Below are 23,532 nucleotides of genomic sequence, written 5' to 3' on the forward strand. Positions count from 1 at the left end.
CTTGCTAGTCGGGGACTAGGCCTCAGTGTTCTCTTGAAATCGAGCCGCCGCTTTTTTGGTGATCGACTTGACCTCGTGTCCCAAGTGCGTTGCGAAGGTGCGGCTTCCTGCCGAGAGCGTTGGCGTGAGTTCCTCAATGGCCTGATCAATGGCCATGGGGATTTTGGTGGCGAGTTTCTGAGCGACGGCTTGAAGGTATCGAGGCTTCATGCCCAGTTGTTTCGCCAGGCCTTGTAACGCCGCACGTCCCATCTGACCGGGAAGCACCTGCCCCCCGATGTTGAAGGCGAATTCTTTGGACAGCCCTGGGTAGATGCGTGTGCACATCAAGTCGTAAAACGGGGTGAGACGAACGCCCTCGCCAGGCACGGTGTACATCGACAGGTTCTTGGCGTGGCTGTCGTTGTTGCCCACACAGATGTTGAAGAAGAGCCATTGAACCAGGGCCTGCAGATCCAAGGCGGCGCGTGTGCTGTGCTGGCGGATCAACTTGACGCAGTCCTCAATGCCGGGGCCGCCTTCCTTTTCGTATTTCTTTTCGGAGACCGTACCTGCCAGCTGGCAGAGGTCGTACTGGATGACGCGACTCAGCCCACCGTCCTGGCGTCTGATCCGATCAAAGCGCTCCACCACACATGACTTGCTCAGCGGTTCGTAGAAGACTTCCGCTGTCTTCAGTCCACAGTGCCTGGCTGTGCGCATGATGATGGCTTCGTTGGCGGCACTGTCCCTGACTTTGGCCAGCCTGCGGATGTCTGGTTTGAGAATATGGGTGGACGGTGCGTGGCCCTTGGGGAGCATGGGCGTGTGCCCATCGAAGATCGCGATGGTCGCCTTGTCTTGTGCGCCTGCCAGGGAGATGCGGGCATCTTCCCCTTTGATCTGTATGGCTGCAGCAGATTTGGTCTTGAGCGTGTTGGCAATCGACTCCCAGGTCGTGGGGTCGTATTGAGGCGCTTCAGGCTTCTGTCCTTGGGGAAGCATGACAAAGGCACCTGCTGTGTCGCCGGCCACCTCCTGCAACAGTGAGAAGAGGGTAGATGCCTTGCGCTGAACAGACAGGTAGGCGCGTAACTCACCCTCCGGCAGCAGATTTTCGAAGAAGGCCTGTACGTGTGGCTCGGTCAGTTGACCGGACGTCAAGGGGATGCTGGAGAGAGGGAAGGGCTTGAGCCTCTTCAGCCAGATTGGCGCGTATTCGAACGAGAGTGGCTCGGTGTCAAAGACGGTACCGATCAACTCTTCTCCGTAGAAGACATCCAGGGCGGTTGTTCTTTGCATCACAGCGTCCTGGATGTCTTGGGCTGGACGATCACTTCCAGGCCGAGGATGTCCAGCAAGTCAAGGACCTTCTGGAGTTGGACTGTCGGCTTGCCATTTTCAATGTCGACGATCAGTCGGTTGCCTGTGTTGGCCAAGCCTGCGACGTCAAGCTGACGCAGTTTCATGTCCTGACGCTGCAGCCGGACAATGTGACCTAACTCCTTTGTGGTGCGGATGGTGTGCGCGGAGTTACCGAGCGGGAATTCATTCGCGGTGGAGTCCATGAGATACCTCTTGAATTACCGATGGGTAATTCTATCGTTGGATCACGTTGATTACAACGATGTAATTCCCGATCGGTAACTCAAAGATAGACGGATGGAACTGAAGTATCCCTGATTACCGATCGGTAATAATCTGTTGGGGTTTTGGCTCCGAAGGCAGGGGGTTGCTGGTTCGATCCCAGCCGGGCGCGCCACCATCATGAACTCGACACTGCCAAAAGCGGGTCGGGTTTTTTTGTTGTGTGGGCGACCAGGCCCTCCGTCAGTTGCGCCCCGTTCGTCGAAACAGACGATTGAACGCCCGGCAGCACCTCCCTAGCATCGGCTCCACAACACGTCCTTGCGCCTGGCATGCGCATGTCGACCTGGGCACTCAACCGAAGATGGAGTCGGATGTGATCAACAGCAGCCTGTGCAAGACCCTCGGCATCCAGTTCCCCCTGTTTGCTTTCACGCACTGCCGTGACGTGGTGGTGGCCGTCAGCAAAGCCGGCGGTTTTGGTGTGTTCGGTGCGGTGGGCTACACGCCCGACGAGCTGGAGACCGAGCTGCGCTGGATCGACGATCACATCGACGGCAAGCCCTATGGGCTGGATGTACTGGTGCCCGAGAACCTCGTGATCAAGGACGAGATCGACAAGAGCATGCAAGCCATGGCCAGGCGCATCCCGCCCCAACACCTTGAATTCGTGCGGCAGTTGCTGGAGCGTCATGGCGTCAAGGGCGGGACCGAACTGGCGATGGAGCGCCCGACCCTGTTCACCGCCGAACTGGCCGAGGCGCAAATGGACGTGGCCTTTCGCCACCCCATCCGGTTGATCGCCAACGCGCTGGGGGTGCCGCCGCCATCGATGATCAAGCGCGCTCGGCAGCATGGCATCCCGGTGGCTGCGCTGGTGGGGGCCAAGGAACACGCCGTGCGCCAGGTGCAGGCGGGCGTGGACATCATCGTGGCGCAAGGTGCCGAGGCCGGCGGCCATTGCGGCGAGGTGTCGACGCTGGTGCTGGTGCCCGAGGTCGTGCGCGCGGTGAACCAGATCAAGCCGGTGCCGGTGCTCGCCGCTGGCGGCATCATGACGGGTGGGCAGATGGCCGCCTGCATGGCGATGGGGGCGGCCGGTGCCTGGACTGGCTCGGTCTGGTTGCCCACCACCGAATCGGAAGTGACGCAGACCATCCGCGACAAGCTGGTGGCCGCCGGCTCGCGCGACACCGTGCGCTCGACCTGCCGGACCGGCAAGCCCGCGCGCCAACTGCGCTCGGCCTGGACCGAAGCGTGGGACGCGACAGGCAGCCCGGGTTCGCTGCCCATGCCTTTCCAGCCCATGCTCAGTCGCCCGGCACTGAAAGCAGTCGACAAGTCAGCCGAGGCCGGCAACGCGCAGGCACGTGAGCTGGTCACCTATTTCGTCGGGCAAGGCATCGGCCTGGTTGACGGCGTGCAATCAGCCCGTGCCGTGGTGCGCTCGTTCATGGAGGAGTTTGTCGCGGCCGTGGAGCACATGCAGGGCCTGGTGGACGAGGTCTGAGTCTGCCCGCCCAAAGCCCTAACCAAACTGGTTACGACCAGGGTTATCCTCATCTCATTTAACGAATTAAGTTCATGAATTCGCACCTCATCTGAGGGGGTTTGGTGCGCCAGGCGGGAAGAAATGATCGCTTCCCTTCTTCCTCCGCTTCGTGTCGGTTCCTAGAGTCAAGGCGTCCATTTCGTTTTGACGACACACGAGCGCGAGGAGAACACGCCATGACAACCCGTTTCCGCAAAGGCCTGGGCGCCTTGTCGATGCTGCAGGCATTGGCAGGTTCACTGGCCGCATCCGTGCCACTGATGATGGTGGCCCCTCAGGCGGCCCATGCGGCATCGCCTGCCTTCATCGCATTCGAGAGCGGGCAGGTCCGGCCTCTGGCGATGTCCTCGGATGGCAGCAAGCTGTTTGCCGTCAACACGCCCAACAACACGCTGGAGATCTTCAACATCACCAGCACCGGCCTGCAGTTGTTTGCCCGCGTGCCCGTTGGCATGGAGCCGGTGGCCGTGGCCTTGCGCAATGACAACGAGGTCTGGGTGGTCAACCACCTGTCCGACAGCGTCAGCGTGGTCAGCCTGGATGGCGCACCCCGCGTGGTGCGCACCCTGCTGGTGGGCGACGAGCCGCGCGACATCGTGTTCGCCGGTTCGCCCGCCAAAGCCTTCATCACCACCGCCCACCGCGGCCAGCAGCGTCTGGACCCATCCCTGGCCAATGTGCCCGGCGCGGGAGACCCCAAGCTCACCACGCCCGGCGTCGGCCGGGCTGACGTGTGGGTCTTCAACCCGGGCAGCCTGGGCAATGCACTGGGTGGCGTGCCGCAAAGCATCCTCAGCTTCTTTGCGGATACGCCGCGCGCCCTGGCCGTGAGCCCGGACCGCAACACCGTGTACGTGGCCGCCTTCAAGTCTGGCAACGAGACCTCCTCGCTCAACGAGCAACTGGTGTGCGACAGCTTCGAGCTCAACACCAAGTGCACCGTCAAGGGCGTCACCATGCCGGGTGGACGCCTGGGCCCGCAGACCAACGCGGCAGGCAACCCTGCACCCAAGACCGGCATGATGGTGAAGTTCAACCGCCAGTCAGGCCATTGGGAAGACGAGATCGGGCGCAACTGGGATGCCGCCGTGTCCTTCAGCCTGCCTGACAAGGACGTGTTCGCCGTCGATGCCAACAGCCTGAGCGAGAAGACGGCCTACCGGCACGTGGGCACGACCTTGTTCAACATGGCCGTCAACCCCGTGAGCGGCAAGCTGTACGTGAGCAACACCGAGGCCAACAACATGACCCGGTTCGAGGGCCCCGGCCAGTTCGGGGGCTCGACCGTGCAGGGCAAGATCGCCTTGTCGCGTGTGACGGTGATCGCCAACGGCGCCGTGACACCGCACCACCTCAACAAGCACATCGACTACAGCAAGCTGGTCAACGACCCGGGCTTTGACCCCAGCGCCAAGGAGCACAGCCTGGCCACGCCGCTGGAGATGGCGGTGACCAAGGATGGCCAGACCTTGTACGTGACCGCGTTCGGCTCCAGCCGCATCGGCGTGTTCAACACGGCCGAGCTGGAGAACGACAGCTTCAACCCACGCGCGGCCAGTGCCCGCTACATCACGGTCAGTGGTGGTGGCCCCAGCGGCATCGTGCTGGATGAGGGCCGTGGCCGCCTGTACGTGATGACCCGCTTCGACAACGCCGTGAAGGTGGTGAACCTGGTCACCCGCGCCGAGGTGGCGCAGACCGCGCTGCCCAACCCCGAGCCCGCTGCCATCGTGGCCGGCCGGCCCATGCTGTATGACGCGCGCCGCTCATCGGCCAATGGCGAGGCCTCGTGCGCCAGTTGCCACATCTTTGGCGAGATGGACGACCTGGCCTGGGACCTGGGCAACCCGGATGAGGTGGTCACCACCAGCCCCATCCCAGGCAAGTTCACCGACTCGCTGCAGTTCTCCATTGCCAAGCTGATCTTTGGGGTGAAGAACAAGATCAATGGCAGCGACAAACCGACCGACTTCCATCCCATGAAGGGCCCGATGGTCACGCAGACGCTCAAGGGCATGCGCAACTCCGGCGCCATGCACTGGCGGGGCGACCGCTCCAACGGCGTGTTCGGCGTCTCGGCGATGGACAGCAACCTGTCGTTCAAGAACTTTGCCGTGGCCTTCGCGGGCCTCTTGGGCAACGCCAACCCGATGAGCGAAGCAGAGATGCAGACCTTCTCTGACTTCATGCTCAATGTGCAGTTGCCGCCCAACCCGATCCGCAACCTGGACAACTCGCTGACGGCCGCGCAGCAACGCGGGCACGACTTCTACTTCGGCAGCCGCCCCTCCGATGGCTTCAAGTTCGTCATCAACGGCAAGTCCGTCACGCCCAACAACAACTGCAATGGCTGCCACACCGTGGACCCCGCCAACGGCATGTACGGCACAGGTGGCTTCCAGAGCTTCGAGGGCATCTCGCAGATCGTGAAGGTGCCTCAGTTGCGCAACATGTACCAGAAGGTCGGGCGCTTTGGCTCCCCCGCCATCCCGTTCTCCACCGCCGATGCCACCGGCTTCCTGGGCGACCAGGTCCGGGGTTTTGGCTTCGTGCATGACGGCAGCGCCGACACCCTGGCCCACTTCTTCACCGTGCGCGTGTTCCAGCCGACCTTGAACTCGGGCTTCCCGCTGATCAACCCCGACGCCACCCGCCGTGACGTGTCTGACTTCATGCACGTCATGGACAGTGACATGGCGCCCATCGTTGGCCAGCAGGTCACGCTGACATCGTCCAATGCCGCGGCGGTCAACCCCCGCATCGACCTGCTGATCCAGCGTGCCAAGACGCCTTATGTGTCCAAGGAGCTGGGTGGCAATGTCACTGAGTGCGATCTGGTGGCCCAGCTGGTGGAGGGCGGCACACGCCGTGGTTATGTGTATGACCTGGCATCGGGCAGCTTCCTGTCCGGCGATGGCACGCGCCGCACCGATGCCGCCTTGCGCGCCTTGGCCACCACGGTGGGGCAGGAAGTGACCTATACCTGCACGCCTGCCGGCTCGGGCAAGCGCATCGCCGCCACCATCTGATCTGACCGAGTCCGTTTGCCAACCCGGTCTGCGTGCTTTGCCGGCACGCGGGTCGGGTTTTTTTGTTGGCAAGTGTTTCCCAGGGAAAGACCGGCGCTTTCTTGATCTGTGTGGCGATTAGGATGTCTTCCTTTTGCGCCAAAGAGTGACGCCCACACGCTTTGGCGCCCAGGGATGAATTGAGCATGCACAGCGAACAACCAGCACCCGCGTCGGCCGCCAACCGCGATCAAATCGACGCTTTGCTCGATCAGGCCTTTGCCGCCTATGAGCAAGGCCAGATGGACCAGGCGCACGGGCACTTCCAGGCTGCGCTGGCCCTCGACCCGCAGGACTTCGATGCCCTGCACATGCTGGGCGTCATGGCCATGCAAAAGCGCGAGCTGCCGCAGGCCATCGCCTTGTTCGAGCAAGCCATTGCCTCAGACCCGCAGGCCGGCATGGCCTACACGAACATGGGCATCGCCTGCATGGAGTCGGGCCTGCCCGAGAAGGCCCTGGCCAATTTCGACAAAGCCGTGGCGCTGGAGCCCTCGGTCGAGGCGTTTTTCGGGCGCGGCGTGGTGCAGCAGACCTTGCAGCAATGGGCCGCCACCGAAGCCAGCTTCGCGCAGGTGCTCGCGATGCAACCCACGCACGTGGCCGCGCTGATCAACCGTGGCCATGCCTGTCTGATGCTCAAGCGCCTGGATGACGCCGTGGCCTGCTATGAAAAGGCCATTGCGATCGAGCCCACGCGCGCAGGGGCCTTTGCCGGCCTGGGCGATGCCTTGCTCTCGATGCAGCGCTTCCCGCAGGCCTTGGCCGCCTATGACCGGGCCCTTGCCTTGAAGGCCGAACAACCCGATCTGCTGGGCAACCGCGCCAGCACCTTGCTCAAGCTCAAGCGCCTGCCCGAGGCCATCACCTGCTACGAGCAGGCGCTCAAGCTGGCACCGCGCAACGCCATCATCCTGTCCAACCTCAGCGGTGCCTTGCGCGAGTCCGCCCGCCACACCGAAGCCCTGGCCATGGCCGAGCGCGCCCTGGAGGTGGACCCCAAGCTGGGTGGTGCGCACATGAACCGGGGTAATGCCCTGCTGGACCTGGCCCGGCTTGACGAGGCCAAGCAGGCCTTCAGCATGGCCCGGCAAGTGCAGCCCGATGACGTGGAGGCGCAATGGGCGGTGGGCTGGACCAGCCTGCTGTCGGGCGACTGGGCCACGGGCCTGCCCCTGTTCGAGGTGCGCTGGAAAAAGCCGGGCTTTTCGTCCGAGCCGCGCGGCTTCACCCAGCCCTTGTGGCTGGGCGACACCGATTTGCGCGGCCGCACCATCTTGCTGCACGCCGAGCAGGGCCTGGGCGACACGGTCAACTTCTGCCGTTACGTGCCCCTGGTCGCCGAGCTGGGCGCCAAGGTGGTGCTGGAGGTGCAGCCGCCTTTGAAGGGCCTGGTGCGTAGCCTGGCCGGTGGTGCCCAGGTGATCGCGCGCGGCGAGCCGCTGCCCGCCTTTGATGTCCATTGCCCCTTGATGAGCCTGCCGCTGGCGTTCAAGAGCACGCCCACGCATCTGCCGGCCCCCCAGGCTTACCTGCGCGCCGACCCGCAGCAGGTGAGCGCGCTCGCCGAGCGGCTGGGCCCGCGCACCCAGCCACGTACCCAGCCACGTATTGGCCTGGTCTGGTCGGGCAACGCCGCGCACCGCAATGATGTCAACCGCTCCATGCCCCTGGCCACCCTGATGTCGGCCTTGCCCACCAGCGGCGTGCAGTACTACTGCCTGCAAAAAGACATCCGCGAGGCCGACCTGCCCACGCTGAAGGCCCGCCCGGACATCATCCGCCTGCACGACGTGCTCCAGGGTTTTGACGGCACCGCCGCCCTGGTGGACCAGATGGACCTGGTGATCTCGGTGGACACCTCGATTGCCCACCTGGCTGGCGCCCTGGGCAAGCCCTGCTGGATCCTGCTGTCGCGCGTGCCGGACTGGCGCTGGCTGGTCGACCGCGCCGATTGCCCCTGGTACCCGAGCGCGCGCCTGTTCAGGCAAACCAGCTGGGGCCAGTGGCAGGCACCTTTGCAGGACATCACCGCGGCGCTGCCGGGCTGGCTGGCCTCTGCCCCGAAATCAAACTGAGCTTGTCCGGATTTGCGCTCATAAATTGGCGCGAATCCCGTTTTCAAAAGGCGGGAACTGGTGCCCAATGGCGTAAGAGGATAAGAGCACCATGCCCAACTCAGCGACACCACAGGGTTCCGAAATCGACGATGCCGAGCTGACGCTCGAGTATCTGCTGCGCCGCATGCGCTTCAAAAGCGACTTTCCGGCGTTGTCGGCCTCCGTGTCGCGGGTGCAGGCCCTGTCCGACAATGAAACCGACAGCATGCAGACCTTGTGCGACGAGGTGCTGCAAGACGTCGCCCTGACGCAAAAGCTGCTGCGCGTGGTCAACACGGCGCATTTCCGCCGTGCCGGCTCCGATCCCATCAGCACCGTTTCCCGGGCGGTGGCCCTGATCGGCGTGGGCGGCGTGCGCAACATGGCGCTGTCATTGATGCTGCTGGATCACATGGAGGACAAAGCCCATGCGCAGCAACTCAAGGTCGAGTTCCTGCGCACCGTGATGGCCGGCACCCTGGCCAGCGAGCTCAGCGGCAATGCCAAGGAGGCTGAAGACGCATACCTGGGCGCGCTGTTTCGCAATCTCGGACGGCTGCTGGTGTCCTTTTATCTGCCCGACGATGCCGAGCAGATCCGCGCCCTGTGCGAAGGCAAGGATGACGAACCCCCGATGACGGAGCGGCAGGCCGCCCAGAAGGTGCTGGGCGTGCCGCTGGACAAGCTGGCCGACCGGGTGGGCCAGATGTGGGGCCTGCCCGAAGGCTTGCGCGCCTGCATGGCGCCACCCGACCGCAATGTGCCCAGCATGTCGCTGGCCGCGCGTCCGGAGCGCGTCTGGTGGCTGGCCAGCCTGGCCAACGAAACCGCCGACAGCATGCTGCAAGCCGAGCCAGGTGAGATTGGCGAGATCCTCACCGGCCTGACGAAAACCTACACCCGGGCGCTGGACCTGAAACCGCTCAGCTTGCAGGACGCCGCCAGCCGCGCCCGCAAGCGCCTGACCGAGCTCACGCAGGCCTTGAACATGTCCGTGCCCGCGCAGTCGCCGGCCGACAAGCTGCTGGACCGTTACTACGTCGATGCGCCCAACGCCGGCCAGACCGACGGCCCCAGCGCCCGCGACCTGGGCCTGACCACGGAAAACGGCGCCCTGACCGCCGACATGCCCCTGCCCGAGCAGGACACGGCCAACGTGCTCACCAACGGCATCCAGGACATCACCAACACGCTGCTGGAGTCTTTCAAGCTCAACGACGTGCTGCACATGATCCTGGAGACCATGCTGCGCGCCATGGACTGTCGCCGCGTCATCTTCTGCCTGCGCGATGCCAAGAGTGGCCACCTGCTTGGGCGGATGGGCATCGGCGAGGGCGTGGACACCGTCAAGGCGGCATTCAAGATCCCCTTGAGCGTGCCCGCTGGCGGCACGCCCGATCTGTTCACCGTGGTGTGCCTCAAGAACGCCGACATGCTGATCGCCGATGCGTCGGCTGCCAGCATCGTGAGCCGCCTGCCCACCTGGTTCCGCGACCATGTGCAGGCCCCGACCTTCCTGATGCTGCCCCTGGTCATGAAACGCAAGGGCCAGCCGGACATGGTGCTGGGCATGATCTACGCCGACAAGGGCAAGGCCAACACCTTGCAGCTCAACGAAAAAGAGCTGTCGCTGCTGCGCACGCTGCGCAACCAGGCCGTGATGGCCTTCAAGCAGACCACGGGCGGTTGAAACACGGGTGGATAATGCGCCCCCATGTTTCGCATCGTCCTTGTTGAACCCGAGATTCCGCCCAACACGGGCAATGTGATCCGCCTGGCGGCCAACACGGGCTGCGAGCTGCACCTGATCGAGCCGCTGGGTTTCTCCATGGACGACAAGCTGCTGCGCCGCGCCGGGCTGGATTACCACGAGTACGCGGCCGTGCGGCGCCACGCCAGCTGGGATGCCTTCATCGAGGCCATGCAGCCTGACAGGGCGCGCATGTTTGCCTTCACCACACGGGGCAGCCGGCCCTTCAGCGAAGTGCAATGGCAGCCGGGTGACTGGTTCGTGTTTGGATGCGAGACCCGTGGCCTGGACCCGGCCTTGCGCGAGACCTTCGACACCACGCAGCGCGTGCGCCTGCCGATGCGGCCTGATCAACGTAGCCTCAATCTGAGCAATGCGGTGGCGGTGGCGGTGTTCGAGGCCTGGCGACAGAACGGCTATCAAGGCGGAGCTTGAGGCCGGGCTGCCACTCGAGCCGGGGGGGCTGGGTGATCAACGCAGCGAAGTAAAGGAGGAGGGTCGGGCGCAGCCCGACCCGGGGGACATGAGCGGAGTTGAGCACCCAGCGCCCCTGGCGGGGCCACCGAAGCGCGCGCTCAGCCCTCGGCTTTGGCTTCACGGCGCATCAGCGCGCCAACAGCTTCGGCCGGTGTCAGTTGCCCATCCAGCACGGCCACCACCGCCTCGGTGATGGGCATGGCCACACCCAGCGTCTGTGCACGTTGCCACACCGTGGCCGCACTGTAGACGCCCTCGGCCACGTGGCCCAGGTCATGCAGGATCTGCTCCAGCGTTTTGCCGCAGGCCAGTTGCAGGCCCACCGTGCGGTTGCGCGAGAGGTTGCCCGTGGCCGTCAACACCAGGTCACCCAGGCCTGACAGGCCCATGAAGGTGTCGGCGCGGGCGCCCAGGGCCACGCCCAGGCGGGTCATTTCGGCCAGGCCGCGGGTGATCAGCGCGGCGCGGGCGTTGAGGCCCAGGTTCATGCCATCGGCAATGCCGGTGGCAATGGCCAGCACGTTCTTGACGGCGCCACCCACCTCGACGCCGATCGGGTCGGTCGAGGTGTAGACGCGCAAGCTGTCACTGTGAAACGCCGCCACGGCCTGTTCGGCCAGTGCCAGATCGGTGCTGGCGGCCACCAGGGCGGTGGGCTGGCCCAGCGCCACCTCATTGGCGAAGCTCGGCCCCGACAGGACGCCACTGCGTGCATGTGGGCGCAGGGCCTGTGCGATTTCATGCCCCAGCCGGCCCGTGCCTTTTTCAAAGCCCTTGCACAGCCACAGGGTGGCCACGTCATCGGGCAGGCTTTGCAGCATGTTGCCCAACGCGGCCATGGGCGTGCCAATGATGATCAGCCCGCCATTGGCGCGCGCGTGCGCCACGGCCTCATCGAGGTCGTGGCTCAGTTGCAGCGCATCAGGAAAGCTCGCCTCGGGGAGGTAGCGCGCGTTGCAGCGGGCCGAACGCATGCCGTCGACCTGCGCGGCGTCCCGTGCCCACAGCATCACCTGCGGGTTGTGGCGCGCGGCACTGATCGCCAGGGCCGTGCCCCAGGCCCCCGCGCCCAGCACCGTGAGGTTGCGCGCGGCGAGCCCAGTCGTGGCTTCGTCGTTGGCCAATTCAGGCTTGAGGAACTTGACCGGCAGCAGCGGCTTGTTGCAGCTGCGATTCGTACATGGCCTGGAAGTTCACTTCGGTCAGGTGCACGGGCGGGAAGCCGGTGCGGTTGAGCACGTCGGCCACGGTGGCGCGCAGGTAGGGGTAGACGATCTGCGGGCAGGCGATGGCGATGATGGGCTGCATCTGCTCTTGCGGCACGTTCTTGATCTCGAACAGGCCGGCTTGCTTGGCTTCCACCAGGAACAGCACCTTGTCGTTGACCTTGGCGGTCACGGTGGCGGTCACGGCCACTTCATACAGGCCGTCGGTCACGGGTTCGGCGTGCAGGTTCAGTTGCACGTCCACTTGGGGTTGACCTTGCTCCAGCAGGATGGCGGGCGCGTTGGGCAGCTCCAGCGACAAGTCCTTCAGGTAGATGCGCTGGATCGAGAACGAAGGTTGTGCGGCTTGGTCAGTCATGACAGATCCTTAAAAGAGGGTGTTGTAGGCCGGGGCGCTGCGGTTGGCGCAAAAAGTCCAAGCCAGAAAGACATTCGGGCTGGATTATGAACCAGCCCGATGACGGCCCTGTCACACAGGGCTCAGGGTTTGCGCCGGGACAAGGCCCCGCGTTTGCGGTGTCTTGGCTTCGTCAGGCCACGCCCAGCAAAGGCAGCAGGCCGCCGCGCTTGTCCAGGTCCATCAGGTCGTCACAACCACCCACGTGTGTGTCACCGATGAAGATCTGCGGCACGGTCCGGCGGCCGGTGACGGCCATCATGTGGTCGCGCTGCGTCGGGTCCAGGTCGATGCGGATCTCTTCAATGGCCTCGACCCCGCGCTGCTTGAGCAAGGCCTTGGCGCGCAGGCAGTAAGGGCAGACCTGGGTGGTGTACATCTTGACGGCTTGCATGATCGGGGCAGCTGGAAACCGCTGGGGGTATGAGTGAAGATGTCGCCATTGTCACCGCTTCGGGATGTCCGCCTGATCCATGGGGACTAACGGTGACATGTCACACCCCGGCCGGGGTGTCAGGCTGGCCCGCGCTTTCAGGCCTTCTCGATGGGCAGGTTGGCTTCGCGCCAGGCCTTGAGGCCGCCACCCAGGGACTGGACGTTCTCGTAGCCCATGGCCTTGAGCTGGGTCACGGCCTTGGCCGAGCGCACGCCAGAGGCGCACACCACCACCAGGGGCAGCTTCTTGTTGCCGGGCAGGCCCTTGCCGTTGCCGATTTCGCCCAGCGGGATGTTCTTGGCACCAGCCACGTGGGCGGTGGCGAACTCGGTCGGCTCGCACACGTCGATGACCTGGGCCTTTTCCTTGTTGATCAATTGCACGGCCAGGGCCGGGCTCAGGCCACCGTTGCCGCCTTCCTTGATTTGTTGCCACAGCAGCAGGGCGCCGGATGCACCAGCCGCGACCATCCAGTACCAGTTGTCAACGATGTAGCTCGAGGAAGTCATGCAAAAACTCTCTTTGTGTACAGTGCGTCTTGAGGTGACGCCATGCGGGCCCGCGAACCAATGGCCGCTCGGGCAGGCAGGGATTATAAAATCGCCGATTCCGCTGGCCACGCATGCCGGCACCACTTTCTTAGCTCATTGGGACCGACCGTCATGTACAAGCTCGTGCTGATTCGCCACGGCGAATCGACCTGGAACCTGGAAAACCGCTTCACCGGCTGGGTCGACGTTGACCTGACACCCACTGGCGTGTCGCAGGCCATGTCGGCCGGCCAGTTGCTCAAGGCCGAAGGCTATGAGTTCGACATTGCCTACACCTCGGTGCTCAAGCGTGCCATCCACACGCTGAACTACTGCCTGGACGAGATGGACCGCATCTGGTTGCCCGTGGTCAAGAGCTGGCGCCTCAATGAGCGCCACTACGGTGGCCTGCAAGGTCTGAACAAGGCCGAAACCGCCCAGAAGCACGGTGACGAGCAGGTGCTGGTGTGGCGCCGCAGCTATGACACCCCGCCGCCCGCCCTGGCCCCCAACGACCCCATGGGCCAACGCCAGGACAAGCGCTACGCCGGCCTGCCCGCCGACCAGATCCCGCTGACCGAGTGCCTCAAGGACACCGTGGCCCGCGTGCTGCCTTACTGGAACGAAGAGATCGCACCGACCATCAAGTCGGGCAAGCGCGTGGTGATCGCTGCGCACGGCAACTCGATCCGCGCCCTGGTCAAGTACCTGGACAACATCGGTGACGCCGACATCGTGGGCTTGAACATCCCCAACGGCATCCCCCTGGTGTACGAGCTGGACGAGAACCTCAAGCCGATCAAGCACTACTACCTGGGCGACGCCGAAGCCGCTGCCAAGGCTGCAGCGGCCGTGGCCACGCAAGGCAAGGCCTGATCAGGCTTTGATCATCAGGGGCTCAAGCCCCACACCACAGGGCAGTGGTCGGAGAGTTCCCGGCCGCGGTCTTGCGGGTTGAAAGGCAGGCGCGCAAAGCGCCTGTTCTTGTTTCTGGCGGCCAGTTTGGGGTCGATGAGGATGTCGTCGATATAGGCCTTGTGGCGGTCGCTGGCATCGCAGGGCACATAGGCCTGGCCTTCGGTGGCGCGCGTGAGGATGGCGCCCGGTGGCTCGTTGTCGCTCCAGGCCTGCATCAGGTTGAGGGGGGCGGCTTCATCGGGGCCGGCGGGGTAGCGCGCGTCCTTTTCCAGGCGGCGGTTGAAGTCGCCGAGCACGGCAAAGGCCTTGCCTTCGCGCACACGCTGGTCGACCCAGGCCTCGACGACGGGGACTTGCTGGCGCAGGCGCTCGCAGGGGCCGAAGTGGCGGTCCAGGCGGCCATCGAAGCAGCCGCTCTTGAGGTGCACGGCCAGCAGGCGCACCTCTTGGGCGGTGCCGGGGTAGAGCGTGATGTCGGCACCGGCGCGTGTGGCCCCGTCGATGTCGAGCGCGTTCAGGTCGCCGTTGCAGCGGTAGGGCAGGCCCTCGCGGATGGCGAAGCCCACCTTCTGCGGATGGGCGCGGTTCACGAAGCAATCGAGCTTCCAGCCTTTGGTGAAGACCATGCGGGCGGCGTCCGGGCCATCGACCTCTTGCAGGGCGACCACGTCGGCTTGTTGTTCGTCGCGCAGTTGCGTGGCCGTGTGGGCCAGGGCGTCGAAATCGGCTTGCGTGCGCGAAGGCGGCTGGGGCTTGCCCGGCGTGCAGGGGAAGGTGCGCTCGTTGCTGGCCGGCTGCTGGCTTGTGCAGTGCGGCGCCATGTCCTCATGGGCACGCGGGGTCATCAGCCATTCCATGTTCCAGGTGGCCAGGGTCAGCGGGCTGCTCGACGCGGCATGGGTGACAAAGGGATACGCGTTGAGCGCGCCAGCGGTAACGCAGGCCAGCAGCAGCCGGCGCATCATGGGCGAGAATGACAAGGGCGTCTCCGTGAGCTTGAAATGGTATTTGCGCAGATCATGCGGTGTGACGCAGTGGACTGTAAGCGGCCGTCGGACTATGTCTCTGACCAGGTTGTGACCGGGTGTGAAGAGCCTCTTAATCTGGCCGTCCGGATGGCCCCATACCTGAGGGGAGGGGTTCTACCACTCGCTGGTGTTTGGCAACGCCCCTACATTCCCAAATCACAACTAACTTTGGCTCATGGAGGAGCGCGACATATGAAAACAGTGAAGACCTATTTGGCTGCGGTTCTGGTAACGGCAGCGGCTTCTGGTGCTCAGGCCGCCCAGGATGCGAATTGGCATTTCGAGGGCACGATCGGACAGATCATGCCTTTCATCACAACGTATTTTCACGGCGTCGCCAGCCAGGAACTAGCAACGCAGCCCGTGGCCTCGCTTGAGGGTATGCAAACCGGCGACAAGTTCACCCTTGATATTGCCGTGGACCTGGGTGCGAACAAGGCCGTGGGCGTCACGTTCAGTACCGCCGGTGGCAATCTGCTGTACCACGCGGATGAGTTGTTCTATTCATCCCCGAGTGTGGCGCCGATGTGGGGTCGTATTCAGATGAAAACGACAGAGATCTCGCCGACCATCTATGGTCCCAAAGAGCTGGACCCGATAATTAATGTGGCGGGACTAGAGGAAGTACCTTCCTTCTCAACGCTCAATGGCATTTTTTCGACGGGGAACGTGAGCAACTTGTCCGGCGGCATGGGATGGTATGCGGGGCCTGCCAGCGCGGTGTCGCGACTGGCAAACATCGGCGTGAACATTACCTCAGTGGCTGTGACGTCCGTACCCGAGCCCTCGTCTATGTTGATGTGGGGGCTGGGTTTGTTCGGCTTGGCGGCAATCACCCGCCCCCGTGTCAAACCAATGGGGCCTGTGTAAAGACGCTAAGTGCAGGAAAAGGGGCGGCCATGCGGTCGCCTCTGTCCTGCCAGTTTTCAGACGCCCAGTGCGGCGCGGTCCAGCGTGTAGTTCTGCGGGCCGGCGGCGGCGATCTTGATGGCGCCGATGCGGTTGGCCAGGGCCACCGACTTGACCAGGTCCCAGCCATTGGCCAGGCCGTAAAGCAGGCCGCCGCGGAAGGCGTCGCCACAACCGGTGGGGTCGACCACGGCCGAGGCCTTGACGCCGGGCACGTGGGTCTTCTCGCCCTGGATGTAGACATTGCAGCCATCGGCGCCCAGGGTCTCGATCAGGCCCTTGAGGTGCGACTTGGACAGCTCAGCCAGGCTGCTGCCGGTGCGGTCGGCCAGCATCTTGCCTTCGTAGTCGTTGACGGTCACCCAGGTGGCTTGGGAGATGAAGGTCTTGAGCTCCTCGCCATCGAACATGGGCAGGCCCTGGCCCGGGTCGAATACGACGGGGATGCCCACGGCATGGGCCTGGCGCGCGTGCTGGATCATGGCGTCGCGGCCGTCCGGCGCGATGATGGCCAGCTTGATCGCCGGGTTGGCTTCGATCTTCTGCATGTGGGCCTGCCCCATGGCACCGGGGTGGAAGGCTGTGATCTGGTTGTTGTCCTGGTCGGTGATGATGATGGCTTGCGCGGTGTAGTCGTCTTCCACCATGCGCACATCGGTGAGCATCATGCCCAGTCCGTCGAGGTGGTTGCGGTAGATGGCGCCGTCCTTGCCCAGCATGGCCATGATGCGGGGGTGGCCACCCAGTTGCTTGAGGCTGTAGGCGATGTTGCCGGCGCAGCCACCGAACTCCTTGCGCAGCGTGGGCACCAGGAAGGACACGTTGAGGATGTGGACCTGCTCGGGCAGGATCTGCTGGGCAAATCGGCCGGGGAAGGTGGTGATGGTGTCAAAGGCCAGGGAGCCGCAGATCAGAACGGACATGGTGATCCTCGGGGGTGAATCAGGTCAGGGGTAGAACAGCTCGGCGGTGTAGCCGGCCGGGTGGATGTCGGCCGCTTTCAGGCGCCATTGCAGCGTGGTGCTGCGCTGGCTGGGGGCGGCCGTGGGGATGCTGGCGGCAGGGCTGGCCGGGTGGGCTGCGTCAGCCTTGAGGTCGGCTTTGGCATCGGCGGTGTCCAGCCATTGCGCATCATGCGGTGAGAAGACGCGGCGCGCGATCACGGCGCCGCTGTCGTCGGTCAGGGTCAGGTCCACGTGGGGCCAGGCCAGGTCGATGCCGGCCTGGTTGCGCACGACCACGGTCAGGCGGTAGCTGTCGGGGCCTTCGGAGGTGGTGCGCACGAGCTCCAGGTTGTCGACCAGCAGGGCCTCCAGGCGCAGCGGTGGCGCCAGCTTGCAGCCGACCGCCTCGCACCATTGCGTGAGCAGCGGGCGGCTGGCGGGGTGGTAGGCGGCCACCAGGTCGCGGAACTGGTGGACCAGTTGCAGGCCCAGGGTCAGCAGCAGGCTCAGGGCGACGAAGGACAGCACGCCACGCACGGCCGGGTGGCGCCAGAAGGCCTTGCGCTGTGCGCGCTTGAGGAACTCCGGCGTCTGGTCGCCCGGGGCGCGGCCGCGTGTGCCCGACTTGCCGGGGCGCGCGCTGGGCGGTGGCAGGGCCAGCTCGTTTTCTTGTTCGTCGGCAAAGCGCGAGGGCTGTGTCGACAAATCGTCTTCGGATTCGCGCTGGGGTGGCCGGGAGGTGGCAGGTGACGCCAGCGGTGCACGCAGGGCCGATGTCGACACGGCGCCAGGCTTGGGCAGCGGGCCGGGTGCGGGGGGCGGGGGAGCCGGTGTGTCGTCTTCGAGCGAAGAGGGGCCGAAGTCGGAGGCCCAGTCTTCCTCGGCGTCGATCATGGCGTCGCTGGGGAACTGGGCATCGGCGAACTCGGGGCCGCGTCCACGACGGTGAGGGGCACGGCGCTCGCGCTCCGAGGGCATGAGGTAACGCGAGTCCAGCGCATCGGCCTCGTCGGTGCTGGGCACGTCCTCGGGGGGCTCGTCCAGCCAGGGCTGCGGCGCCTGGTCCATGGGCGCCTGCGGCATGTAGGCGGGCTCGGGCTCGGGGGCGGGCTCATGGGTCGGGAAGGGCGCTGGCGCAGGCGGCACGCGGCCACGCGAGGTGGCGGCCAGCACGACTTCCAGTGGCGTGTTGTCGTCCACGGCGATGGACGTGTCCAGCTCGAAATCGGTGGTGCCTTCGATGGGTGTCGGGTCCAGCGCCAGGTCGTCTTCCTGCAAGGTGTGCCTGGCCGGTTCAGCGGCGGGCAGGCGGGACGTTGCAAAGTTCGCCGGCTGGGTGCGCTCCCAACCATCAGGCGGCTGGGACTCGATGCCCAGGTTCAGCTCTTCTTCTGACAGCAGCGATTGCGAGCCCAGCTCATCACCCCGTTCATCGCTGGGGGCGGTGATAGGGGCGGTGATGGGCGCGGGCTCAGGGGCTGGCAGCGGCGGCTCGCTCACGGGCGGCGTGCTGGCCTGAGCGGGCCGGGGCGGCGGCGGGTCCTTGTCGAGGTCGAACAGCGCGGGCAGGGCGTTGAACACCTCGTTGCAGCGGCCACAGCGCACCCAGCCTTCCGAGACCTTCAATTGGTCTTGGACGACTTTGAAGATCGTGCCGCAGTGGGAACAACGCGTGGCCAGGCTCATGGCGCCAGTTTATGTCACCGATGGGGCTGTTCTTTGTTGGCCTCGTGCAACTGCGGGGGCGCCAGCATAGAGGCGCCAGCCGGTCAAGGGCGCGTTGGAAGCCTGATTCAGGCCGGCTTTTGCGCCGTCATCAGGATCCAGCCTTCTTCGGAATTGGCCACTTGCAGTTGCAGGCCGACTTCCGCGTAGGCGTCCTTGAGTTCCTGCTCCTGTCGGGCCAGGATGCCGGCGAGCACCAGATGGCCGCCCGGCGCGACATGGCCGGCCAGCAGCGGGGCCAGCATCTTCAAGGGTGTGGCCAGGATGTTGGCCAGCACGACCGGGTAAGCCGCTTTGGCCTCGCCCACCAGATCAGGCAGGCCCGCGTTGATGGGCAGCGTGCCGTCAGCGGCCTTGAGGTGCGCCAGGTTGACCTCGGCATTGGCGTTGGTGGACTCGACGGCAGCGGGGTCGATGTCGACCGCATCCACCACACCGGAGCCATGCAGCGCGGCGCCAATGGCCAGGATGCCCGAGCCACAGCCGTAGTCCAGCACACGCTGACCCTGGTAGGCCGCGCTGTTTTGCGCGATCCACTTCAGGCACATGCGGGTGGTGGGGTGGGTGCCGGTGCCAAAGGCCAGGCCCGGGTCCAGGCGCATCACGGTCTTGGCGGCAGCGGGTACCTCATGCCAGGTCGGCACGATGTAGAAGCTGTCGGTGATGGGCACAGGCTGGAACTGCGACTGCGTCAGGCGCACCCAGTCCTGCTCGTCAACGGGCTGGATGCCCTGCACATGGATGTCGCTGGCCCAGTCCTGCGCGAGGATCAGGGTCACGGCCTCCAGGGCTTCGGCTTCGTTGGGGAACAGGCTCTTGATGGTCGAGCGTTGCCAGGCTTCGCGCGGCACGGGCATGCCGGGCTCACCCCACAGGGCTTCTTCGTGTTCGGTGTCGGCATCAGCGTCTTCAACCGACACGGACAAGGCCTCGATCTCCATGAGCGCGTCGCTCAGGGTTTCGACTTCGGCCTCTTTGGCCAGCAGGGTGAGTTCAAACAAGGGCATGTCTGTGGCCTGGTCGGGCTCAACGCTTGCGCGCAGCCATCCAGTTTTCAAGGTAATGGATGTCGGTGCCGCCTTCGACGAACTTGGCGTCCACCATCAACTCGCGGTGCAGCGGGATGTTGGTGTGGATGCCTTCGACCACGGTCTCCGACAGGGCGGTGCGCATGCGGGCCAGGGCCTGCTCGCGGGTGTCGCCGTGCACGATGATCTTGCCGATCATGGAGTCGTAGTTGGGGGGCACGTAGTAGTTCGTGTAGGCATGCGAGTCCACGCGCACGCCGGGGCCGCCGGGTGCGTGCCAGGTCGTGATGCGGCCGGGCGAGGGGATGAACTTCACCGGGTCTTCGGCGTTGATGCGGCACTCGATGGCGTGGCCGCGCAACTCGATCTGGCGCTGCGTGAAGGGCAGCTTCTCGCCGGCGGCCACACGGATCTGCATCTGCACGATGTCGATGCCGCTGGTCATCTCGGTGACAGGGTGCTCCACCTGCACACGGGTGTTCATCTCGATGAAGTAGAACTCGCCGTCTTCAAACAGGAACTCGAAGGTGCCCGCGCCGCGGTAGCCGATCTTCTTGCAGGCTGCGGCACAGCGTTCGCCCACCTTTTCGATGATGCGGCGGTTGATGCCCGGTGCCGGTGCCTCTTCGATGATCTTCTGGTGGCGGCGCTGCATGGAGCAGTCACGCTCGCCCAGCCACACGGCGTTCTTGTGCGTGTCGGCCAGGATCTGGATTTCGATGTGACGAGGGTGCTCCAGGAACTTCTCCATGTAGACCTCGGGGTTGCCGAACGCGGCACCCGCTTCGGCCTTCGTGGTCTGCACGGCATGGATCAGTGCCGCTTCGGTGTGCACCACGCGCATGCCACGGCCACCGCCGCCGCCTGCGGCCTTGATGATGACCGGGTAGCCCACGGTGCGGGCAATGCGGATGATTTCCTTGGGGTCGTCGGGCAGGGCGCCTTCAGAGCCGGGCACGCAGGGCACGCCGGACTTGATCATGGCCTGCTTGGCCGAGACCTTGTCACCCATGATGCGGATGGACTCGGGCGTCGGGCCGATGAAGGTGAAGCCGCTTTGCTCCACACGCTCGGCAAAGTCGGCGTTCTCGGACAGGAAGCCGTAGCCGGGGTGGATGGCTTCGGCATCGGTCACTTCGGCGGCCGAGATGATGGCCGGCATGTGCAGGTAGCTCTGCGCCGAAGGGGCCGGGCCGATGCACACGGCCTCGTCGGCCAGCTTGACGTACTTGGCGTCGCGGTCGGCCTCGGAGTAGACGACCACGGACTGGATGCCCATTTCGCGGCACGCTCGTTGGATACGCAGCGCGATCTCGCCACGGTTGGCGATCAGGATCTTCTTGAACATGGCAAGACCCCTTTATTCAACGATGAACAAAGGCTGGCCGTATTCAACTGGCTGGCCATTTTCGACCAGGATCTTGGTGATGGTGCCATCCTGGTCAGCCTCGATCTCGTTCATGATCTTCATGGCTTCGATGATGCACACGGGCTGGCCGGCCTTGACCTGGTCGCCGACTTCGGCAAAGGCCTTGGCGCCAGGGCTGGACGAGCGGTAGAAGGTGCCCACCATGGGTGACTTCACCACATGGCCGGTTTCCTCGGCCGGGGCGGCTTCCACGGCGGCAGGCGCACCCGCAGAAGCGGCCACCGGGGCCGCCTGGGCCACAGGCATGGCCTGCTGCATCATGGGGGCGGCCATGACCACGGGCGTGGCGCCGGCCTTGACGATGCGGACTTTGCCATCGGCTTCGGTGATTTCGAGTTCGGAAACGTTGGACTCGGACACGAGGTCGATCAGGGTTTTGAGTTTGCGCAGGTCCATGATGGTGGGTTCTCCAGGAATGCGGTGAGAGCGGGTGACGCTCAAGGGTGGTGCGGGTGAACGCCGGCCGGGATGTGGCCAGGTCAGCCGCCAGATGTGCCAGATGTTGGCGCGCTCAATTTTTCCAGCGCGGCTTCCAGTGCCAGCCGGTAGCCCGATGCCCCCAGCCCCACGATCACGCCTTCGGCGAGGTCGGAGAAATAGGAGTGGTGGCGGAAGGGCTCGCGCCGATGCACGTTGGACAGATGCACTTCGATGAAGGGCAAGGCCACGCCAGCGAAGGCATCACGCAGGGCCACGCTGGTGTGCGTGTAAGCCCCGGGGTTGATGATGATGAACTGGGTGCCGTCGGTGCGTGCGGCGTGCACGCGGTCGATCAGGGCCCCTTCGTGGTTGCTCTGAAAGGCCGACAAGCTGGCACCACGCGCAGCGGCGTGCTTGACCAGACCAGTGTTGATCTGCTCCAGGGTCGTGGCGCCGTAAACCTGGGGCTCGCGGGTGCCGAGCAGGTTCAGATTGGGGCCATGGAGGACAAGAATCTGCATGCGTCTCTGGCTTGACTGCGGGTGCCGAGGCTGTTTTGCCTCTGTGTGGCGCCTGCAAGCTAGGCCAAGAAAATGAAAGTAGGCGGATTTTAGACGCAAATGCGCGCAAATCCATCATTTCATTGAAATCTGTCCGGTTTGGCTGCTTTGGCGCAAGTTCAGGCCATCTTGCTGGCCCAGGCGGCCAGCTCATCGTAGTGCGTGGCGCCCATCTTGCGATGCCTGACGCGCCCTTGGGCGTCGATCAGCACGGAAAAGGGCAGGCCGCCCGCCGTGTTGCCCAGTGCCTGGGCGAGTTCGGTGCCGCCAAATCCGGCCAGCCCGATGTCGAATCCTACCCCGACTTTGGCCAGAAATTCCTTGACCGGGGTCGGCCCGTCGATGGCCAGGCCGATCACCCTCCAGCCTTTGGGGCCAAATGCACGGTGGAAGCGGTCCAGCTCGGGCAACTCCTTGACGCAGGGTGGGCACCAGGTCGCCCAGAAGTTGAGCAGGGTGGGCTTGCCCTGAGCAATGGCCAGCGTGAGCGGGCTGCCTTTGGGCGTGTCGAACTGCTGTTGCCAGAAGGCGGGGCTCAGTTGGTCGCCGACGATCAGCGGGGCGCTGGCTGACGAGGCGGCCTCCGTGCCGGCTTGGGCCGCTGGCGCGGGGGGCTTGCCGGTTTCGTTGGCGCCGTTTGGGTTGCCCGGGCTGCGTGGGCTGGTCTGGTGCTTCAGCGCGACGAGGGCGCCGCCGGCTGCCGCGGCCAGGCCCGCCAGGACCAGGATGCGTCGGTTGGCCTGGCCGCTTTGAGTTGACCCGGTCTGGGCCCGGGCGCGGCTGGCCATCGGGGTGGTGTGCTTTTGGGTCATGACAGGCTGGCGTGATGGGTTGAAGGGGCTTCAGGGCGGGTTTGGGCCCGCGCCGATCCAGGGCTCAGTCGGTGGACGCCAGCAGCTTCGTGAGCGCGGCCAGATCGCCCCGTTCGGTGCGGCCGCGTGCATCGGGCTTGAGCGCACCGCGCAGGTCATCGGCGTCCAGGATGGTCAGGTGCAGGCCGATGGGCTCATTGAGCGCAGGGCAGGGGATGGTCATGCTCAGGCGGTCCACAGTGTGGCCACGCGGGCCGGGCACGCTGCCCACATCGTATTCCAGGCCCTGGTTGAGCATGGCGATCTCGGCGGACTTGCTGTCGTCGCAATACAGCTGCAGGTGGATGTCGTTCAGGCGCGTGGCCGTGCCCCGCCAGACGGCGCCAGCAAGGTGGGGGCGGAATTCGGCCAGGCGCGCCATCCAGACAGCGGCCAGCTCGCGCAAGGCACGCAACTCGGCCGGCTGGGTGTCGGCGCAGAACAGGGCCAGGTACTCGAAGACGGACTCTTCCACCTCGGCGTTGTCGGGCAGGTCGCCGCGGCCAGTCAGGCCCAGCTGTTTGGCGGCACGGCGTTTGGCGGGGCCGTACTCCATGCCCTCTTCCACGACGATGCGGGCGGCAGTGGCGGCAATCTCGGCGCTGGCTTGACTCATCCC

General features: G+C 64.9%; 22 protein-coding genes. 7 read left to right on the forward strand and 15 right to left on the reverse strand.

Going from position 1 to position 23,532, the window contains the following annotated elements:
• Positions 1 to 15: 15 nt before the first annotated feature.
• Complete coding sequence (locus HY019_RS07630) at positions 16 to 1,281, reverse strand: type II toxin-antitoxin system HipA family toxin (RefSeq protein WP_290689869.1); 1,266 nt, start codon at positions 1,279 to 1,281, stop codon at positions 16 to 18.
• Entirely contained in the window at positions 1,281 to 1,547 is a 267-nt protein-coding gene (locus HY019_RS07635) for a transcriptional regulator (RefSeq protein WP_290689871.1), read from the reverse strand. The genes HY019_RS07630 and HY019_RS07635 overlap by 1 nt, the downstream gene beginning before the upstream one ends.
• Before the next feature lie 395 nt (positions 1,548 to 1,942).
• Between HY019_RS07635 and HY019_RS07640 the strand changes: the two genes are divergently transcribed.
• The 5 genes from HY019_RS07640 (at position 1,943) to trmL (ending at position 10,470) form a co-directional block, all read left to right on the forward strand.
• On the forward strand, positions 1,943 to 3,076 hold the full coding sequence (locus HY019_RS07640; protein WP_290689873.1) for a nitronate monooxygenase family protein: 1,134 nt from the start codon (positions 1,943 to 1,945) through the stop codon (positions 3,074 to 3,076).
• Positions 3,077 to 3,294: 218 nt separating this feature from the next.
• Entirely contained in the window at positions 3,295 to 6,147 is a 2,853-nt protein-coding gene (locus HY019_RS07645) for a hypothetical protein (protein WP_290689874.1), read from the forward strand.
• Between the two features lie 185 nt (positions 6,148 to 6,332).
• Positions 6,333 to 8,264, forward strand: coding sequence for a tetratricopeptide repeat protein (locus HY019_RS07650; protein ID WP_290689875.1), 1,932 nt, complete (start codon positions 6,333 to 6,335; stop codon positions 8,262 to 8,264).
• 91 nt (positions 8,265 to 8,355) lie between these two features.
• Positions 8,356 to 9,975: an HDOD domain-containing protein gene (locus tag HY019_RS07655; protein ID WP_290689877.1), complete on the forward strand. Its 1,620-nt coding sequence runs from the start codon at positions 8,356 to 8,358 to the stop codon at positions 9,973 to 9,975.
• Between the two features lie 24 nt (positions 9,976 to 9,999).
• On the forward strand, positions 10,000 to 10,470 hold the full coding sequence (trmL, locus tag HY019_RS07660) for a tRNA (uridine(34)/cytosine(34)/5-carboxymethylaminomethyluridine(34)-2'-O)-methyltransferase TrmL (RefSeq protein WP_290689879.1): 471 nt from the start codon (positions 10,000 to 10,002) through the stop codon (positions 10,468 to 10,470).
• A gap of 140 nt (positions 10,471 to 10,610) precedes the next feature.
• Here trmL and HY019_RS07665 read toward each other — a convergent pair whose 3' ends face one another.
• The 4 genes from HY019_RS07665 to HY019_RS07680 all read right to left on the reverse strand — a co-directional run bounded on the left by HY019_RS07665 (position 10,611) and on the right by HY019_RS07680 (position 13,080).
• The gene (locus HY019_RS07665) at positions 10,611 to 11,636 is read right to left on the reverse strand and encodes an NAD(P)H-dependent glycerol-3-phosphate dehydrogenase (RefSeq protein ID WP_290689881.1); all 1,026 of its coding nucleotides are present in this window, start codon (positions 11,634 to 11,636) and stop codon (positions 10,611 to 10,613) included.
• 1 nt (position 11,637) lies between these two features.
• Positions 11,638 to 12,096, reverse strand: coding sequence for a protein-export chaperone SecB (gene secB / locus HY019_RS07670; protein WP_290689883.1), 459 nt, complete (start codon positions 12,094 to 12,096; stop codon positions 11,638 to 11,640).
• Between the two features lie 172 nt (positions 12,097 to 12,268).
• Positions 12,269 to 12,529, reverse strand: a complete 261-nt coding sequence (grxC, locus tag HY019_RS07675; protein WP_290689885.1) for a glutaredoxin 3 — start codon at positions 12,527 to 12,529, stop codon at positions 12,269 to 12,271.
• A 137-nt stretch (positions 12,530 to 12,666) separates the two neighbouring features.
• Positions 12,667 to 13,080 (reverse strand): rhodanese-like domain-containing protein, encoded by a 414-nt coding sequence (locus HY019_RS07680; RefSeq protein ID WP_290689886.1) that lies wholly within the window; start codon positions 13,078 to 13,080, stop codon positions 12,667 to 12,669.
• Between the two features lie 153 nt (positions 13,081 to 13,233).
• Between HY019_RS07680 and gpmA the strand changes: the two genes are divergently transcribed.
• Positions 13,234 to 13,977, forward strand: a complete 744-nt coding sequence (gene gpmA, locus HY019_RS07685; RefSeq protein ID WP_035036223.1) for a 2,3-diphosphoglycerate-dependent phosphoglycerate mutase — start codon at positions 13,234 to 13,236, stop codon at positions 13,975 to 13,977.
• A gap of 14 nt (positions 13,978 to 13,991) precedes the next feature.
• Here gpmA and HY019_RS07690 read toward each other — a convergent pair whose 3' ends face one another.
• Positions 13,992 to 14,999 carry an endonuclease/exonuclease/phosphatase family protein gene (locus tag HY019_RS07690; protein ID WP_290689888.1) on the reverse strand — a complete coding sequence of 336 codons (1,008 nt, stop codon included), beginning with the start codon at positions 14,997 to 14,999 and terminating at the stop codon, positions 13,992 to 13,994.
• Between the two features lie 240 nt (positions 15,000 to 15,239).
• On the opposite strand from HY019_RS07690, the gene HY019_RS07695 reads away from it, so the two are divergent.
• Positions 15,240 to 15,917, forward strand: a complete 678-nt coding sequence (locus tag HY019_RS07695; protein ID WP_290689890.1) for a PEP-CTERM sorting domain-containing protein — start codon at positions 15,240 to 15,242, stop codon at positions 15,915 to 15,917.
• 56 nt (positions 15,918 to 15,973) lie between these two features.
• Here the strand turns inward: HY019_RS07695 and HY019_RS07700 are convergent, their stop codons facing one another.
• From HY019_RS07700 to HY019_RS07735, 8 genes are all read right to left on the reverse strand, one after another.
• On the reverse strand, positions 15,974 to 16,879 hold the full coding sequence (locus HY019_RS07700; RefSeq protein ID WP_290689891.1) for a carbohydrate kinase family protein: 906 nt from the start codon (positions 16,877 to 16,879) through the stop codon (positions 15,974 to 15,976).
• Positions 16,880 to 16,903: 24 nt separating this feature from the next.
• Positions 16,904 to 18,586, reverse strand: a complete 1,683-nt coding sequence (locus tag HY019_RS07705) for a DUF3426 domain-containing protein (protein WP_290689893.1) — start codon at positions 18,584 to 18,586, stop codon at positions 16,904 to 16,906.
• 107 nt (positions 18,587 to 18,693) lie between these two features.
• Positions 18,694 to 19,626 (reverse strand): 50S ribosomal protein L11 methyltransferase, encoded by a 933-nt coding sequence (gene prmA, locus HY019_RS07710; RefSeq protein ID WP_290690116.1) that lies wholly within the window; start codon positions 19,624 to 19,626, stop codon positions 18,694 to 18,696.
• A gap of 25 nt (positions 19,627 to 19,651) precedes the next feature.
• Entirely contained in the window at positions 19,652 to 21,001 is a 1,350-nt protein-coding gene (gene accC / locus HY019_RS07715; protein WP_290689895.1) for an acetyl-CoA carboxylase biotin carboxylase subunit, read from the reverse strand.
• A gap of 12 nt (positions 21,002 to 21,013) precedes the next feature.
• Positions 21,014 to 21,478 (reverse strand): acetyl-CoA carboxylase biotin carboxyl carrier protein, encoded by a 465-nt coding sequence (accB, locus tag HY019_RS07720; protein ID WP_290689897.1) that lies wholly within the window; start codon positions 21,476 to 21,478, stop codon positions 21,014 to 21,016.
• Positions 21,479 to 21,561: 83 nt separating this feature from the next.
• Complete coding sequence (aroQ, locus tag HY019_RS07725; protein WP_290689901.1) at positions 21,562 to 22,023, reverse strand: type II 3-dehydroquinate dehydratase; 462 nt, start codon at positions 22,021 to 22,023, stop codon at positions 21,562 to 21,564.
• A gap of 158 nt (positions 22,024 to 22,181) precedes the next feature.
• Complete coding sequence (locus HY019_RS07730) at positions 22,182 to 22,874, reverse strand: TlpA disulfide reductase family protein (protein WP_290689904.1); 693 nt, start codon at positions 22,872 to 22,874, stop codon at positions 22,182 to 22,184.
• A gap of 64 nt (positions 22,875 to 22,938) precedes the next feature.
• The gene (locus HY019_RS07735; protein WP_290689911.1) at positions 22,939 to 23,529 is read right to left on the reverse strand and encodes a hypothetical protein; all 591 of its coding nucleotides are present in this window, start codon (positions 23,527 to 23,529) and stop codon (positions 22,939 to 22,941) included.
• Positions 23,530 to 23,532 lie beyond the last annotated feature (3 nt).

The sequence above is a fragment of the Aquabacterium sp. genome, from assembly GCF_016195855.1.
Taxonomy (GTDB): domain Bacteria; phylum Pseudomonadota; class Gammaproteobacteria; order Burkholderiales; family Burkholderiaceae_C; genus Aquabacterium.